The sequence below is a fragment of the Nocardia sp. NPDC051030 genome (assembly GCF_040683015.1).
GTDB lineage: Bacteria > Actinomycetota > Actinomycetes > Mycobacteriales > Mycobacteriaceae > Nocardia.
Window position 1 is genome coordinate 187,970 of record NZ_JBFBCD010000005.1, and the last position, 14,048, is coordinate 202,017.

Below are 14,048 nucleotides of genomic sequence, written 5' to 3' on the forward strand. Positions count from 1 at the left end.
AGCCTTACGTACACCCGGGATTCCGCACACCGGGTCCACGCATGCGAAACAGACAGACGGAGGACTCCGGATGGTCGCCCGGCGTTCAGTTCTGCTGGAAGTTCAGGTACGCCTTCGACGGCGTCGGCCCGCGCTGGCCCTGGTACTTGGAGCCCGCGGCGGCGGAGCCGTACGGATTGTCGGCCGGGCTGGTGAGCCGCAGCAGGCAGAGCTGACCGATCTTCATGCCCGGCCACAGGGTGATCGGCAGATTGGCCACATTGGAGAGCTCGAGGGTGATGTGCCCGCTGAATCCCGGATCGATGAAACCCGCGGTCGAGTGGGTGAGCAGTCCGAGCCGTCCGAGGCTGGACTTGCCCTCGAGCCGTCCGGCCAGATCGTCGGGCAGGGTGCACACCTCGAGGGTGGAGCCGAGCACGAACTCGCCGGGATGCAGCACGAACGGCTCGCCCGCGGCGGGTTCGACCAGGGTGGTCAGCTCGTCCTGCCGCTGCGCCGGGTCGATATGGGTGTAGCGGGTGTTGTTGAACACCCGGAACAGACTGTCCAGCCGCACATCGATACTCGATGGCTGCACCAGATTGTCGTCGAACGGCTCGAGCCCGAGACGCCCAGCGGCGAGCTCCTTGCGGATGTCGCGATCGGAAAGCAGCACGCCGAAGAGACTAGTTGCCGATGCGGGGGCGGTACCCCCACACCCCCGATATCCTTAGAGTTCGGTCGCCGAAGGACCTGAATTGTCGGTATCCACGACCGGACTCGCGGTCGATTCCTTGACCTGCCCTCGTCGAATTCCCCACGTCGCATGCGCCTCGGACCGCATCCGCTCGACCATATGCGGATAGTGCAGCTCGAAGGCCGGGCGCTCGGAGCGAACGCGCGGGAGCTCGTGGAAGTTGTGCCTCGGTGGCGGGCAGGTGGTCGCCCATTCGAGGGAGTTGCCGTAGCCCCACGGATCGTCCACCGTGACGACCTCGCCATAGCGGTAACTCTTGAACACATTCCATACGAACGTGATCATCGAGAACCCGAGCACGAATGACCCGATCGTGGAAATGGTGTTCAGGGTGGTGAATCCATCCCCCGGCAGATAGTCGGCATAGCGGCGCGGCATGCCCTCATTGCCCAGCCAGTGCTGCACCAGGAACGTGGTGTGGAAGCCGAAGAACGTGGTCCAGAAGTGCAGTTTGCCGAGCCGCTCGTCCATCAACCGTCCGGTCATCTTCGGGAACCAGAAGTAGATGCCCGCGAAGGTCGCGAACACGATGGTCCCGAAGAGCACGTAATGGAAGTGCGCCACCACGAAATACGAGTCCGACACATGGAAGTCCAGCGGCGGGCTGGCCAGGATCACGCCGGACAGGCCGCCGAAGAGGAAGGTGACCAGGAATCCGATGGACCACAGCATCGGCGTTTCGAAGGTCAGCTGACCTCGCCACATGGTGCCGATCCAGTTGAAGAACTTCACCCCGGTGGGCACCGCGATCAGGAAGGTCATGAACGAGAAGAACGGCAGCAGTACCGATCCCGTCGCATACATGTGGTGCGCCCACACCGCGATCGACAGCATGCCGATGGCCAGCGTCGCGTACACCAGCGTGGTGTAGCCGAACAGCGGTTTGCGGCTGAACACCGGGAAGATCTCGGTCACGATCCCGAAGAAGGGCAGCGCGACGATATAGACCTCCGGATGCCCGAAGAACCAGAACAGATGCTGGTAGAGGATGGCCCCGCCATTGGACGGATCGAAGACGTGGCCGCCCAGATGCCGGTCCACCTCCAGCCCCATGAGCGCCGCGGTGAGAATCGGAAACGCCAGCAGCACAAGCACACTCGTGACGAGGATGTTCCATACGAAGATGGGCATCCGCCACATGGTCATGCCCGGGCAGCGCAGGCAGATCACCGTGACGATCATATTGACGCCGCCCAGAATGGTGCCGACACCGGAGACGGCCACGCCCATGATCCACAGGTCCGCGCCCACACCGGGCGCGTGCGAGGCCAGGCTGAGCGGCGCGTACGCCGTCCAGCCGAAGTCGGCCGCGCCACCCGGGGTGACGAATCCGGCGGTCGCCATGGTCGCCCCGAACAGGTACAGCCAGTAGCTGAGGGCATTGAGCCGCGGGAACGCCACATCGGGCGCACCGATCTGCAGCGGCAGCACCGCATTGGCGAATCCGAACACGATCGGCGTCGCATAGAACAGCAGCATGATCGTGCCGTGCATGGTGAAGAGCTGATTGAACTGCTCGGGCGTCAGGAACTGCATGCCCGGCCGGGCCAGCTCGGCGCGCATGAGCAGCGCCATCAGGCCGCCGATCAGGAAGTACGCCATGGCCGTGAACAAATACATGTTCCCGAGCATCTTGGGATCGGTGGTGGTGATGGCCTTCCACAGATAGGAACCCTTGGGCCCCATGCGCGGTGGATACGGCCGCGCGGGTTCGAGCTGCGGGACTTCGCGTGCGGGCACCGCGGTCATACGTCCTCCTCGACCGCCAACCAAGGAGGCGCTGCGAATTTGCGCCAGAGCAAATATTCAGCGCATCCAAAGTTCCTGTGGTGGACGGGCTTTCGGCCCTGCCGCACAGTCTACGACCGCCTGTAGACGAAACCCGGTGCTTCAGCGAAAGAACATCAGCGATCTTCGGCGCGCCGCCCCGACACGCCCCGAAGATCACCCCCGCCGATCTCCGGAACCCACCCGGACCAGCCAGGACGGGTAAAGAGTTGCCACCCGCGAGGGCGGGTCTGATAGAGTCGCGCAAGCAACAAGCCGGTGTGGTGTAGTGGCAACACGCGACCTTCCCAAGGTTGAATTGCGAGTTCGATTCTCGTCACCGGCTCCACCAGAAAAGGCCCCCCGACCAGCGGTCGGAGGGCCTTTTTCGCTGTCTTGTCCTCGAACTACTTCGAGCACTCGGTGACGACCCGCTTGGTGGCCTTGGCCGCCTTCATCAGATCGTCGGCGCTGAGACCGGTCGGAACGGTCGACCCGGAGCCATTGCCCGCGTCGATGAGCTTGCGGATGCCGTTCTGCGACAAGCCTTCTTCGACATAGATCTTGGCGATACAGTCGGCCGTCTTCTGATCCACATGACCCTTGTCCTGCAGGTTCTTCGAGATCTCCGCGGCCGACAGCCCACCGCCCGCGGCACCGGAGGTGGTGGCCGTGGCCCCGTTCGACGCCGCGGGCGTGGTGGACGCGGAGCCCGACGACGTAGCGGTGACGGCCGTGGATGTGGCCACGACCGAGGTGGTGGGCGCGGCCGCCTTCTCGTCGCTGCCACACCCGGCCATCAGGGGCAGCGTCAGCAGCGCCACCGCGAGCACGGATTTCCTCATCGCAGACCTCAGCTCTCTCGGGGTGGCGGAATTCCCCCACCCCAAGAGACTTAACAACATTCGATGATCAGCCGCACCCGTTCCGACCAGGCCGGACTACTTGAGGCAGTCGCTCACGATCTTGTTCGTGGCATTGCGGGCCTTCTCGGCGTCGTCCTTGCTCATGCCGAGCGCCTCCATATCGGTGGCGGCCGCGGTCTTGGCATCGTTCTTGATCATGAGCCGCAGTCCGGCCTGCGAAATCCCCTGATCCACATAGATCTTCGCCGCGCAGTCGGCCAGCTTGGTGTCCTTGAGGCCGCCGTCCTGCAGCGCCTTGGACACATCCGTCTGGGTGACTGCCGCAGGCTTGTCGTCACTGCCACATGCGGTGAGCAGCGGAAGCGCGATGAGCGCGGCGGCGATCAATGAAACTCGCACTGATTCCTCAATTCTCGCGAATAGGCGATATGCGGATGGGGGGTACGCCGGAGGAGACCTTCTCACAGATCCATGGCCGCGCGCAGCGCTGTGTCGATTCGCTCCGCGGTCTCGTCATCCACCTCGGCGATCCGCTCGGCAAGCCAGCCGCGATAAATCCGCCCCAGATTCCCCGCATGCACCCACCCATGCCCCGGAATCGGCACGGCCAGAATGTCGCGTGGATCCTCAACTTCCACTTCCGCGGCGATCAGCCACGGGCGCGGCGATTCATTGATGCCGTCACTGCTGATGAGGATGATGTTGCGCACGCGAGTAGAGCCGTGCGGGTGATAAACCCACAGTTCACCCCTGCGCACGCAGCTCCCGCTCCGCGGCCGCCAACTCCGCATCGTCGGCGGCGGCGAGTTCGACCGGATCGCCGACGGGACGGCAACCGAGTCGTACGGCTTCGCGACGCGCGGCGCGGGATATCCACGCCGACGGCGACATGCCCGCGCGAGCCGCGGCATCCTGCGCATACGACCAGGCCGCCTCGTCCAGCGACAGAGTCACCTTCCGTGTTGCCATACCTTTTATCGTACCGCCGCCTGCCAGGGATTTCCCGGCTTCCACCAGCGCGTGATCATGTTGGCGGCTTGCCAACGACTGTTAGGGTGAGTCCAGGCAGGACCAGTCCCGGGAGTCGAAGATGACGAAGTTGAACCACCACCGGTCGGGCAGCGGCGAACCCCTCGTGCTCGTGCACGGTGTCGGCAGCCGCTGGCAGGTATGGGCGCCGATCATCGACACCCTCGCCGAATCCTTCGACGTCATCGCCGTGGATCTCCCCGGCTTCGGCGGCAGCGAACCGCTACCGCACACCACCGTCTCCACCCTCGCCGACGCGCTGGTCGAATTCCTCGCCGCCGAGGGCATCGAGAACGCGCACCTGGCGGGCAATTCCATGGGCGGCGGCATCGTCCTGGACCTGGCCGCGCGCGGACTCGCCCGCTCGGTCACCGCCTACTCCCCGATCGCGTTCTGGGACAAGCCCGGCCGCATCTGGTGTCAGCAGGCGCTCGGCCGCGCCAAGGACCTCACCAAGTTGCTCGGACCGACCGTGCCCGCGATTCTCGGCACCGCCGCCGGGCGATCCACCTTCCTCGGCCTGGTGTTCGGCAAGCCGTGGGCGCTCGAACCGCAGATCGGCATGGACACGGTGAACGGCCTGCTCGGGGCCGAGGGCTTCGATGCCGCGCTGGCCTCGTTCACCGATTTCCGGCTGCCCGACAAGTCGGCTTTCGACGGCATCCCGCTCACCATCGCCTGGGGTAGCCGTGACATTCTGCTCACGTACGCCACCCAGGCCCGGCGCGCCCGCGAGGTGCTGCCCGGTGCACGGCATGTCACGCTGCACGGCAGCGGGCATACGCCGTTCTACGACGACCCGGCCGGCTGCGCCCGGCTGCTGCTGGATCAACTCGACTGATCCGGGCGAGACCAACCAAGGGGAATCACCGTGAGCAAGAACTACGTCGCCCTCACCGTCGAAGGCGATCGCGCCTACGTCACCCTGGACCGGCCGGACAAGCACAATGGCCTGACCATCGACATGATGCGCGAGCTCGTGCGGGTCGCCGGGATCATCGAGGGCCGCAAGGACATCCGCACGGTGATCCTGTCCGGCAATGGCCCCAGCTTCTCCAGCGGCCTCGATGTCGCCAAGACCATGAGCGATCCGCTCGCCGTGGTGCGCGCCTTCATCCCGCTGCCCTGGAAGGGCACCAATGTCTTCCAGGAGGCCTGCTGGGCGTGGCGGCGGCTGCCGCAGCCGGTGATCGCGGTGGTGCACGGCCGCTGCTACGGCGGCGGTCTACAGATCGCCCTGGCCGCCGACTTCCGGTTCACAACCCCCGATTCGGAATTCTGCGTCATGGAGGCCAAGCACGGCCTGATCCCGGATATGACCGGCGCGGAAACCCTGTCCCGGCTGGTCGGCATCGATCAGGCGCTGCTGCTGACCATGACCGCCGACCCGGTGGACGCCGCCCACGCCGAACGCATCGGCCTGGTCACCGAGGTGACCGCGGATCCGATGGCCGCCGCCGAGAAGCTGGCCGACCGGATCGCCGCGCGCTCACCGCACGCGGTCGCGAGCGCCAAGAAGATGTTCGACAAGAGCTGGCACTCCTCGGTGCGGCGGACCCTGGCCGTGGAGCGGGCGACCCAGCTGCCGTTGATCATCCGGCTCGCTCTTAATCGTGGTACGAATTCGCAAAAGTAAGGCAACTCACGGCAAACAATCCGGTTTGCAGCCCCATCGCCCACCGATTCGCTGTTAGCATTTTCACACTTTGTCAGCGAGTCGAACGCAGTGTGCGGCCCGTCACATAACGTGTGGGCCGCTCCTTAAGTCGGCGCGAAGGGAAGGCCCACGCATTGAACAAGACCGCCCCCCTGCTGCTGTCCGCGATAGCAGGTGCCACGGCCTTGCTTCTGACCGTGACCCAACAGGCGTCAGCCAATCCCAATGCCATCAACCCGATTCCGGTGCTCAATGGCACCAACGGCCTACCGCAACTGCCCGGCCGCACCAAGGCGGTCTTCCAGGTCACCGGCATGGCCAGCCCCAACAACACCCAGACCTACAACGTGCTGGGCACCGACCTCGGGATCATGTGGGACAACGGCGGCGGCGAAATGCTCACCACCTTCGGCGACACCGCGGGACTCGGCTTCCCGAATCTGCTGGTCGGCAGCACGTGGGCGTGGCGGTCGAACATTCTGGTGCGCTCGCACACGCAGAACCCGTCCAATGGCATCTACTTCGACAGCGTGGTGCGCGATGTCTTCGGGCAGGCGCGAGACCTGATCCCCAGCCCCAAGATTCCGTGGCTCGAGATCAGCCGCATCCCCACCGCCGCCATCTCGGTCGGCGGCGTCCAGTACATGAGCCTCATGTCGGTCAAGACCTGGGACGAGCCCGGCGAGTGGACCACCAACTTCTCCGGCCTCGCCGTCTCCGGTGACAATGGCGAGAACTGGGCCGAACTGCCCGCCACCCGCCGCCCCGACGACGGCGGCAGCGGCAACTTCCAGATGAACGCCTTCGTCAAGAACGGCGGCTTCGTCTACGAGTACGGCACCTCCTCCGGCCGCAACAACCCCGCCTATGTGGCCCGCGTCCCCGAGCCCGCGATCGGCGACCTCGGCGCGTACGAGTACTGGGACGGCGGCGCGTGGAAGAAGGACGTGAACGCGGCCGCACCGGTGATCGGCGGCGGCGTGGCCGAGATGTCGGTGCAGTGGAACGACTATCTCGGGCAATACATCATGCTCACCACCGACCCGTGGAACTCCGTGGTCATGTACCGCTCCCCCAACCCCGAGGGCCCGTGGAGCGGACCCGAGGTGCTGATCGACACCCGCGAACTCCCCACCGCCTACGCGCCCTCGATCTTCCCCTACCAAACCGGCCGTGACCTGTACTTCCTCACCACCGTGCACAGCCAGTACAACGTGATCCTCATGCACACGACGCTCTGACTTCGGCTCACACCCGAAGGCATCGGCCTCGAACACGCGCCTCGTGTTCGAGGCCGATCCGCGTCCGGAGCGACCCCATACACTCGGACTCATGGATGCCGCGGCCTGGGACGACCACTACGCACACACCGAATTGGTGTGGGGCGCACCGCCGAACGACACCCTGGTCGAGCAGGTATTCGGGCTGGAGCGGCGGCTGCCGGTGGCCGGATTCGGGATCGGTGAGCCACGGCCGGAATTGCCGCGCGTCCTGGACCTCGGCTGCGGCGAAGGCCGCAATGCCCTCTGGCTCGCCACCCATGGCTGGCATGTCGATGCCGTCGACTACTCCCAGGTCGGCATAGACAAGGGCCGGACCGTCGCCGCCCGGCTGTCCCGTTCGGTGCGCTCCCGGATCAGCTGGCACTGCGCCGATGTGACCAAACTGGAGTCCGCGCATCTGACCGGCCCCTACGAGCTGATCATCATGTCCTTCCTGCATCTGCCCGCCGACCAGCGCCGCGCCCTGCTGCTGCGCTCGGCCGGAATGCTGTCCTGGGAAGGCACCCTGCTGATCATCGGCAATGACTCCCTGAACCTCACCGAAGGCTATGGCGGCGAACAGGATCCCGCCCTGCTCTTCACCCCGGACGACCTGGTCGGCGACCTGGCTCCGGTGAGCGGCGAGCTCGAGGTTCGAATCGCCGATCGGGTCCATCGCCCGACCGAGGAACGCGATGCCATCGACGCCCTGCTGGTCGCCCACAAGCCCGCACCGGCCCCGCCCGCCGAACTGGCGGCGCTCGAGGGCGCGGACCAACTCGCCCTCGGCAGCTCGGACCACCTCGATATCTAAAGCTCGGCCCACCGCTTCAGCCACGGCGTGACGGCGGCAGCGATCTCGTCGAACCCGGAACGATAGGAATGCGCCTGCCCGGGGATCACATGCACCTCGGCGGCATCGGTGGCCTCGGGAATCCCGAACGGATCCCGCGCCCCATTGACCACGACCACCTCGATATCCCCCGGCGCCAGCAACTCCTCCCGCCGCGACTTCTCCGGCTTCCCCGGCGGATGCAGCGGAAACGACAACGCCACAATGCCCTTGGCGCCGACTTGGCGAGCAGTCCGGCAGGCGACCCGCGCCCCATTGCTCCGCCCGCCCTGGATCAAGGGCACCCCGCGGACCTTCTTGCGCAGTGCGGCAATGATCTCCACCCACGCCGCGTCCTGTATTTCGGCCTTTCCCGGTGCCCGCCGCCCCGCCACCCGATAGGGCTGCACCACGAGCGCCACCGCACCGCCCAGTGCGACGGCCGAATCTCGCACGGCCAGAATGTCTTTCGCATCATTTCCACCACCCGAGCCATGGGTGAGGACAAGCAGGAACTTCGGTCGCGCCTTACCGGGTCGATCGATCTCCACATCCGCGGGCCCGCCACTCGTGTCGATGCGCATACCGCACGCTATCGACCCGCGTGCTTCTGATCACATTCGGCCTCCATCTTCTTGGCCCGTGCCCTACCGGTCGGTAACATGGCGCTTAAGTTACCCGCCAGTAGGCGCTGCTTTACGGTGTCTACCCGGTGGCCAACAACGGGCGGGAACGGCGTAACCGAACCGCACCCATCTCAATGGAGAGTGAACGACCATGGGTCACTACAAGAGCAATGTCCGCGACCTCGAGTTCAACCTGTTCGAGTTCCTCGGCCTCGGATCCCTCCTCGACGGTGGCGCCTACGGCGACCTCGACACCGAGACCGCCAAGGAAATGCTGAACGAAGTTCGCCGTCTGGCCGAAGGCCCGCTCGCCGACTCGTTCGTCGACGGCGATCGCAACCCGCCGACCTTCGATCCCGAGACCCACACGGTCACCCTTCCCGAGTCCTTCAAGAAGTCCTACCGCGCGCTCGAAGAGGGCGAATGGGCCAAGGTCGGCGTCCGCGAGGAGCTCGGCGGCCTCGGCGCCCCCAGCGCCCTCACCTGGGCCCTCGGCGAAATGATCCTCGGCGCCAACCCCCCGGCCCAGATGTACGCCGCCGGTGCGGGTTTCGCGCAGGTCTTCTACAACAACGGCACCGATGAGCAGAAGAAGTGGGCTCAGATCATCGCCGACCGCAACTGGGGCGCCACCATGGTGCTGACCGAGCCGGATGCCGGTTCGGACGTCGGCGCGGGCCGTTCCAAGGCCGTGCAGCAGGAAGACGGCTCCTGGCACATCGAGGGCGTCAAGCGCTTCATCACCTCGGGCGACTCCGACGACCTGTTCGAGAACATCATGCACCTGGTGCTGGCCCGCCCCGAGGGCGCCGGACCGGGCACCAAGGGCCTGTCCCTGTTCTACGTGCCGAAGTTCCACTTCGACTTCGAGACCCAGACCCTCGGCGAGCGCAATGGCGTCTTCGTGACGAACGTCGAGCACAAGATGGGCATCAAGGTTTCGGCCACCTGTGAGGTCACCTTCGGCGGCCACGGCGTGCCCGCCAAGGGCTGGCTGGTCGGCGAGGTCCACAATGGCATCGCGCAGATGTTCGACGTCATCGAGAACGCTCGAATGATGGTGGGCACCAAGGCCATCGCCACCCTGTCGACCGGTTACCTGAATGCGCTGGAGTACGCCAAGATCCGCGTCCAGGGTGCCGACCTGACCCAGATGACCGACAAGGCCGCCCCGCGCGTCACCATCACCCACCACCCGGACGTGCGTCGTTCGCTGGCCATGCAGAAGGCGTACGCCGAGGGCCTGCGCGCCGTGTACCTGTACACCGCCGCGCACCAGAACGAGGATGTCGCCCAGCTGGTTTCGGGTGCGGACAAGGATCTGGCGTTCCGCGTCAACGATCTGCTGCTCCCGATCGTCAAGGGTGTCGGCTCCGAGCGCGCCTACCAGTACCTGACCGATTCGCTGCAGACCTTCGGTGGCTCCGGCTTCCTGCAGGACTACCCGATCGAGCAGTACATCCGCGACGCCAAGATCGACTCGCTGTACGAGGGCACCACCGCCATCCAGGCGCAGGACTTCTTCTTCCGCAAGATCGCCCGCGACCGCGGTGTGGCCCTGGCGCACGTGGCCGGCCAGATCCAGAAGTTCATCGAGCGTGAGGGTGGCAACGGCCGCCTGAAGAACGAGCGCAAGCTGCTCGCCACCGCCCTCGAGGACGTGCAGGGCATGGCCGCCACCCTGACCGGGCACCTGATGGGCGCTCAGCAGGACCCGAAGGAGCTCTACAAGGTCGGCCTGGGTTCGGTCCGCTTCCTGATGGCCGTCGGTGACCTGGTCATCGGCTGGCTGCTGCTGGCGCAGGCCGAGGTCGCGATCAAGGCCCTGGACAATGGCTCCACCGAGCCGTTCTACACCGGCAAGGTCGCCACCGCGCAGTTCTTCGCCCGCAATGTGCTGCCGGAGCTGACCGCGACCCGCACCGTGCTGTCGAACCTCGACAACGACATCATGGAGCTGGACGAAGCCGCGTTCTAAGCACGCGCACAACACTTTCCATACCGGAAAAGACACACTGCGGCCCGGGGTTCACCCCGGGCCGCAGTGCTGTATCCGCGACCGGTCAGCGGCCCTGAACCTCGCGGACCAGGCGGAGGGCTTCGGGGAGTTCGAGGCGCTGGTCCGGGGTGGTGGGGAAATGGCCGCCGGTGGGAGTGACCGTTGCGATAGCGCCCAGTTCGGTCACGAACCGCATGATGTGTTCGGGGGTGGCGGCGGCGGTGACCGGGTCGTCGGCGGCGTGCAGGACGCGGAAGTTCTTGGCGGCGGCACGGATTCGCGGCCAGTCGAAGCCGTTCTCGAAGAAGGCGGCGAGGGCGTCGTAGCCGACCTCACCCGCCATGGAGGCGACGAAGACGACACCGGCGAAGGGGCCCCGGCCCTCGATATCGTGCCGCTGCAACATATTCAGCAGATTGACGCCGCCGAGGCTGTGTGCGACCAGCACGGTGTCGGCCGGATCGAGGTCGGCGACCTGCTTCTGGAGGGTTTCCAGCCAGTCTGCGGCGACCGGAGCGGCGGGCTCGGGGAACTGCGGGATGCGCACCTCGTCACCGGAGGCCTGCAACTGTTCGCGCAGGTAGGGGTACCAGTGGTCGTCGTTGCTCATGGCGTATCCGTGGGAAATGACGATCGTGCTCATGATTACTCTCCATCGGGGTGCTGCGTTAATCGAAACGCGACGTTTCGTTTCGAATAAATGAGAACGTACTGCTACGGTGAGGCGGTGTCAACAGCCGACCGCACAGCCCGCACCGGAGGGCGGGTACGCAGCCAGGACGCCCACGACGCCGTACTGAGCGCGACCGCCGAACTCGTCGAGGAGATCGGGTACCAGCGCGTCACCATGGAGGGCGTCGCACAGCGGGCGAACGTCGCCAAGAGCACCATCTACCGGTGGTGGAAGTCCAAGCCGCAGTTGGTGATGGACGCCTACCGGCAGACCGTCGAACAGCGAGTACCCGCACCCGATACCGGCGATATTCGCGGCGACCTGGTGGAATTCACCACCCAGCTGTATCGGATCGACGCATATCCGGTGCGGGCCAAGGCCCTTCGCGGGCTCATGGCCGAGGCGCAGCTGGATTCCGTATTCGCCCAAGCCTTCCGGGAATGGGTGGACGGTCGGCGCGCCGTGGTGACACAACTGCTGACCCGAGCCGTGGAACGTGGTGAACTGACGGCGGATATCGATGCGGATTACGCCGCGGACCAGCTGTTCGGGGTGTTCTGGTACCGCCTGCTGACCGGACGGCCGCTGGAACCGGAACGGGCGGCCGAGCATGTGGACCGCCTGCTGCGGGGAATCATTCGCACTTGACGACCGGGATCGGGTCGTACTTCACGGTGCGGGTATGTCGCGAAATCTCTTTACCCGTACGGGAATCGCGGATGACACGGGTGTCGGAGGTGGTGAAGCCGGGCGCGCCCTCGGAGGCGATGCAGTTCTTGCCCTTGGGGAGGGTGACCGTAGTGGGTTCGGTGGGCTTGTTGCGGTCACCGGTGATGGACTCCACCTCAACGGTTTTGGTGCTCCACATGCGCACCGTCACCTCGGAGTCGCCCGCGGAGGTCTCGATGTAGACGCCGTAGGGGGTGTTGTTGCGGAACTTCAGATCGATCGCGCCGTCGAACACCGTCGCCTCGCGCGCGGCCGGATAGCGGGAAATGTAGTAGCTGTGCTCGGTATGCCCGGCGTCCTCGAGGCCCGCGAAGTAGGCGGCGTTGTAGAGCGTGGTCGCGAACTGCGAGATGCCGCCGCCCACTGCCACCGCCGGACGACCATTGTTGATGATGCCGGATTCGACATAACCCTGTTCGACACCGCGCGTACCGGTGAAGTCATTGAGCGAGAAGGTATCTCCCGGCCGCACCACCGCGCCGTTCACCTTGCGGGCCACGGTGCGGATATTCACGCCGGACGGGCCGCTGAAGCCGCCCGTGGTGAAGGAGCCGACCATCTGGACGACGCCGAGCTTCTCGGCGTCGTCGGTGCTCAGCTTGGGTTGAATCTGTTCGTAGACGACGGTTTTGGATCGCGCGTCCGGCGAAACCAGGACCGCGGCAAGGCCTTCGAAGGTCTTGTCCCAGTTGATGGTGTCGCCGACGACGGCGGGGAGCACCGTGGGGCGGCCGCCGCTGATATCGAAGGTGGCGTCCTTGGGCTCCACCTCGGTGGGATGCAGCTGCGGTTCCAGGGCCGCGATGAGCGCCTCGGTGTTGTACGAGAGGGCAAGTCCGCCTTGGTCATCCGGGTGGAAGGACAGCGCGCCGCCGATCTGCGCGGGATCCAGGGTGGCATTGCCGCCCTTGCCGGTGAAGGTGACCGGGGCCTTGACCGCGGGCTGCGCGACCTCCCGCAGCGCCCGGTCGACCGCCTCGGGCCGCACCTGCGCCTGGGTTTCCGCGGCGGGCAGTTCCAGCACCGAGCCATCGGCCCAATGATCCGCCAGGGCACCGCGGGCGGCGGCCACGTCGAGTACTCGACCGGGCACCGGCCGCACCGGCACGGGTCTGGCCTGCTCGAAGACCACGCCGCCTTCGACGGGCTGGCGGTCGTGCGTGCGCAGCGCCTGGAGCTGCCGGTCCATGGCGGTGTCCTCGATGGTGGCGGCGGGCTCCACATTCCGGGTGCCGAACAGCGACCACACGCGGGTGAGGGGATTCATCGGCTGCCCGCCGATGCGGTCCCAGGTGGCGTCCCAGTCCACGCCCAGGCCCGCGTCGCGCGGGATCAGATCGGCTGTCACATCACCGATTCGGACGGTCAGGGGTTGCGCTATGCGCCGGTTCAGCTCGTTTTCCAATGTGGTCTGCGCCGCAGAGCGATCGAGGCCGCCGATATCGATACCGGCGACCTGCACCCCGCGCGGCGCATGCCCGGACGATAGCGACCAATCCACCGCGAAAGCCACACCGCCGACGGCCATCAGCACACCTGCGGCGATCCCCACGCGACGCGCCGTGTCGGAGTTCAGGAATTGCCGTCCGGGCGCCGATTTCTCGGAGCTCTGCCGCGCACGCGCGTGCCTCCCGGGACTTCCGCTGGTCACTAACCATCCTCCCAAATGGCTCGACGAACCCGCACGGCGCGAGCCCATCGCCCACCATAGTGGGCGATACCGACAATCGCAGCTCGATCAGACGCATAGCAAACTCTGTGCAACAGAGCGCTCGAGGACGTCCGGAGGCAATGAAAGAGCCCCGTGCGGTTGCCGGGTCGGGGGTCTGGCAACAGCACGGAGCCACCCCGTCTATCGAGAACCACTCGAAG

At 65.9% G+C, this 14,048-nt stretch carries 15 protein-coding genes and 1 tRNA gene; 7 read left to right on the forward strand and 9 right to left on the reverse strand.

Annotated features, from left to right (window positions below; translation table 11 throughout):
* Positions 1-85: 85 nt before the first annotated feature.
* Both dcd and ctaD read right to left on the reverse strand, forming a co-directional pair.
* On the reverse strand, positions 86-655 hold the full coding sequence (dcd, locus tag AB0N05_RS18500) for a dCTP deaminase (protein WP_364695145.1): 570 nt from the start codon (positions 653-655) through the stop codon (positions 86-88).
* 54 nt (positions 656-709) lie between these two features.
* Complete coding sequence (ctaD, locus tag AB0N05_RS18505; protein WP_364695148.1) at positions 710-2,485, reverse strand: cytochrome c oxidase subunit I; 1,776 nt, start codon at positions 2,483-2,485, stop codon at positions 710-712.
* Positions 2,486-2,778: 293 nt separating this feature from the next.
* Between ctaD and AB0N05_RS18510 the strand changes: the two genes are divergently transcribed.
* A tRNA-Gly gene (locus AB0N05_RS18510) sits at positions 2,779-2,852 on the forward strand.
* Positions 2,853-2,910: 58 nt separating this feature from the next.
* Here the strand turns inward: AB0N05_RS18510 and AB0N05_RS18515 are convergent.
* From AB0N05_RS18515 to AB0N05_RS18530, 4 genes are all read right to left on the reverse strand, one after another.
* Positions 2,911-3,348, reverse strand: a complete 438-nt coding sequence (locus tag AB0N05_RS18515; protein WP_364695151.1) for a hypothetical protein — start codon at positions 3,346-3,348, stop codon at positions 2,911-2,913.
* 96 nt (positions 3,349-3,444) lie between these two features.
* On the reverse strand, positions 3,445-3,768 hold the full coding sequence (locus AB0N05_RS18520; protein ID WP_364695154.1) for a hypothetical protein: 324 nt from the start codon (positions 3,766-3,768) through the stop codon (positions 3,445-3,447).
* 62 nt (positions 3,769-3,830) lie between these two features.
* Positions 3,831-4,079, reverse strand: a complete 249-nt coding sequence (locus tag AB0N05_RS18525; RefSeq protein WP_364695157.1) for a hypothetical protein — start codon at positions 4,077-4,079, stop codon at positions 3,831-3,833.
* A gap of 34 nt (positions 4,080-4,113) precedes the next feature.
* Complete coding sequence (locus AB0N05_RS18530) at positions 4,114-4,338, reverse strand: hypothetical protein (RefSeq protein WP_364695160.1); 225 nt, start codon at positions 4,336-4,338, stop codon at positions 4,114-4,116.
* A gap of 121 nt (positions 4,339-4,459) precedes the next feature.
* Here AB0N05_RS18530 and AB0N05_RS18535 point away from each other — a divergent pair, with 121 nt between their 5' ends.
* From AB0N05_RS18535 to AB0N05_RS18550, 4 genes are all read left to right on the forward strand, one after another.
* Positions 4,460-5,239, forward strand: a complete 780-nt coding sequence (locus AB0N05_RS18535; RefSeq protein WP_364695163.1) for an alpha/beta hydrolase — start codon at positions 4,460-4,462, stop codon at positions 5,237-5,239.
* A gap of 30 nt (positions 5,240-5,269) precedes the next feature.
* Positions 5,270-6,034 carry a crotonase/enoyl-CoA hydratase family protein gene (locus AB0N05_RS18540; protein WP_364695166.1) on the forward strand — a complete coding sequence of 255 codons (765 nt, stop codon included), beginning with the start codon at positions 5,270-5,272 and terminating at the stop codon, positions 6,032-6,034.
* Positions 6,035-6,189: 155 nt separating this feature from the next.
* On the forward strand, positions 6,190-7,296 hold the full coding sequence (locus AB0N05_RS18545) for a DUF4185 domain-containing protein (RefSeq protein WP_364695169.1): 1,107 nt from the start codon (positions 6,190-6,192) through the stop codon (positions 7,294-7,296).
* A gap of 91 nt (positions 7,297-7,387) precedes the next feature.
* On the forward strand, positions 7,388-8,131 hold the full coding sequence (locus tag AB0N05_RS18550; protein ID WP_364695172.1) for a class I SAM-dependent methyltransferase: 744 nt from the start codon (positions 7,388-7,390) through the stop codon (positions 8,129-8,131).
* Here AB0N05_RS18550 and AB0N05_RS18555 read toward each other — a convergent pair.
* Complete coding sequence (locus tag AB0N05_RS18555; protein ID WP_364695175.1) at positions 8,128-8,733, reverse strand: alpha/beta family hydrolase; 606 nt, start codon at positions 8,731-8,733, stop codon at positions 8,128-8,130. The genes AB0N05_RS18550 and AB0N05_RS18555 overlap by 4 nt on opposite strands.
* Positions 8,734-8,926: 193 nt before the next feature.
* Here AB0N05_RS18555 and AB0N05_RS18560 point away from each other — a divergent pair, with 193 nt between their 5' ends.
* Positions 8,927-10,753 (forward strand): acyl-CoA dehydrogenase, encoded by a 1,827-nt coding sequence (locus AB0N05_RS18560; RefSeq protein WP_364695178.1) that lies wholly within the window; start codon positions 8,927-8,929, stop codon positions 10,751-10,753.
* An 85-nt stretch (positions 10,754-10,838) separates the two neighbouring features.
* On the opposite strand, the gene AB0N05_RS18565 is transcribed toward AB0N05_RS18560, so the two are convergent.
* Positions 10,839-11,417: an alpha/beta fold hydrolase gene (locus AB0N05_RS18565; protein WP_364695181.1), complete on the reverse strand. Its 579-nt coding sequence runs from the start codon at positions 11,415-11,417 to the stop codon at positions 10,839-10,841.
* 84 nt (positions 11,418-11,501) lie between these two features.
* Here AB0N05_RS18565 and AB0N05_RS18570 point away from each other — a divergent pair, with 84 nt between their 5' ends.
* Complete coding sequence (locus tag AB0N05_RS18570; protein ID WP_364695184.1) at positions 11,502-12,095, forward strand: TetR/AcrR family transcriptional regulator; 594 nt, start codon at positions 11,502-11,504, stop codon at positions 12,093-12,095.
* Here the strand turns inward: AB0N05_RS18570 and AB0N05_RS18575 are convergent.
* Positions 12,082-13,728: a VanW family protein gene (locus AB0N05_RS18575; RefSeq protein ID WP_364695187.1), complete on the reverse strand. Its 1,647-nt coding sequence runs from the start codon at positions 13,726-13,728 to the stop codon at positions 12,082-12,084. The two genes, AB0N05_RS18570 and AB0N05_RS18575, sit on opposite strands and share 14 nt — an antisense overlap.
* Positions 13,729-14,048 lie beyond the last annotated feature (320 nt).

Excerpts from the sequence above, each read along its gene's own strand:
- ctaD (WP_364695148.1), bottom strand. The coding sequence starts at position 2,485 with ATGACCGCGGTGCCCGCACGCGAAGTCCCGCAGCTCGAACCCGCGCGG.
- AB0N05_RS18515 (WP_364695151.1), bottom strand. The coding sequence starts at position 3,348 with ATGAGGAAATCCGTGCTCGCGGTGGCGCTGCTGACGCTGCCCCTGATG.
- AB0N05_RS18530 (WP_364695160.1), bottom strand. The coding sequence starts at position 4,338 with ATGGCAACACGGAAGGTGACTCTGTCGCTGGACGAGGCGGCCTGGTCG.
- AB0N05_RS18535 (WP_364695163.1), top strand. The coding sequence starts at position 4,460 with ATGACGAAGTTGAACCACCACCGGTCGGGCAGCGGCGAACCCCTCGTG.
- AB0N05_RS18550 (WP_364695172.1), top strand. The coding sequence starts at position 7,388 with ATGGATGCCGCGGCCTGGGACGACCACTACGCACACACCGAATTGGTG.
- AB0N05_RS18555 (WP_364695175.1), bottom strand. The coding sequence starts at position 8,733 with ATGCGCATCGACACGAGTGGCGGGCCCGCGGATGTGGAGATCGATCGA.
- AB0N05_RS18560 (WP_364695178.1), top strand. The coding sequence starts at position 8,927 with ATGGGTCACTACAAGAGCAATGTCCGCGACCTCGAGTTCAACCTGTTC.
- AB0N05_RS18565 (WP_364695181.1), bottom strand. The coding sequence starts at position 11,417 with ATGAGCACGATCGTCATTTCCCACGGATACGCCATGAGCAACGACGAC.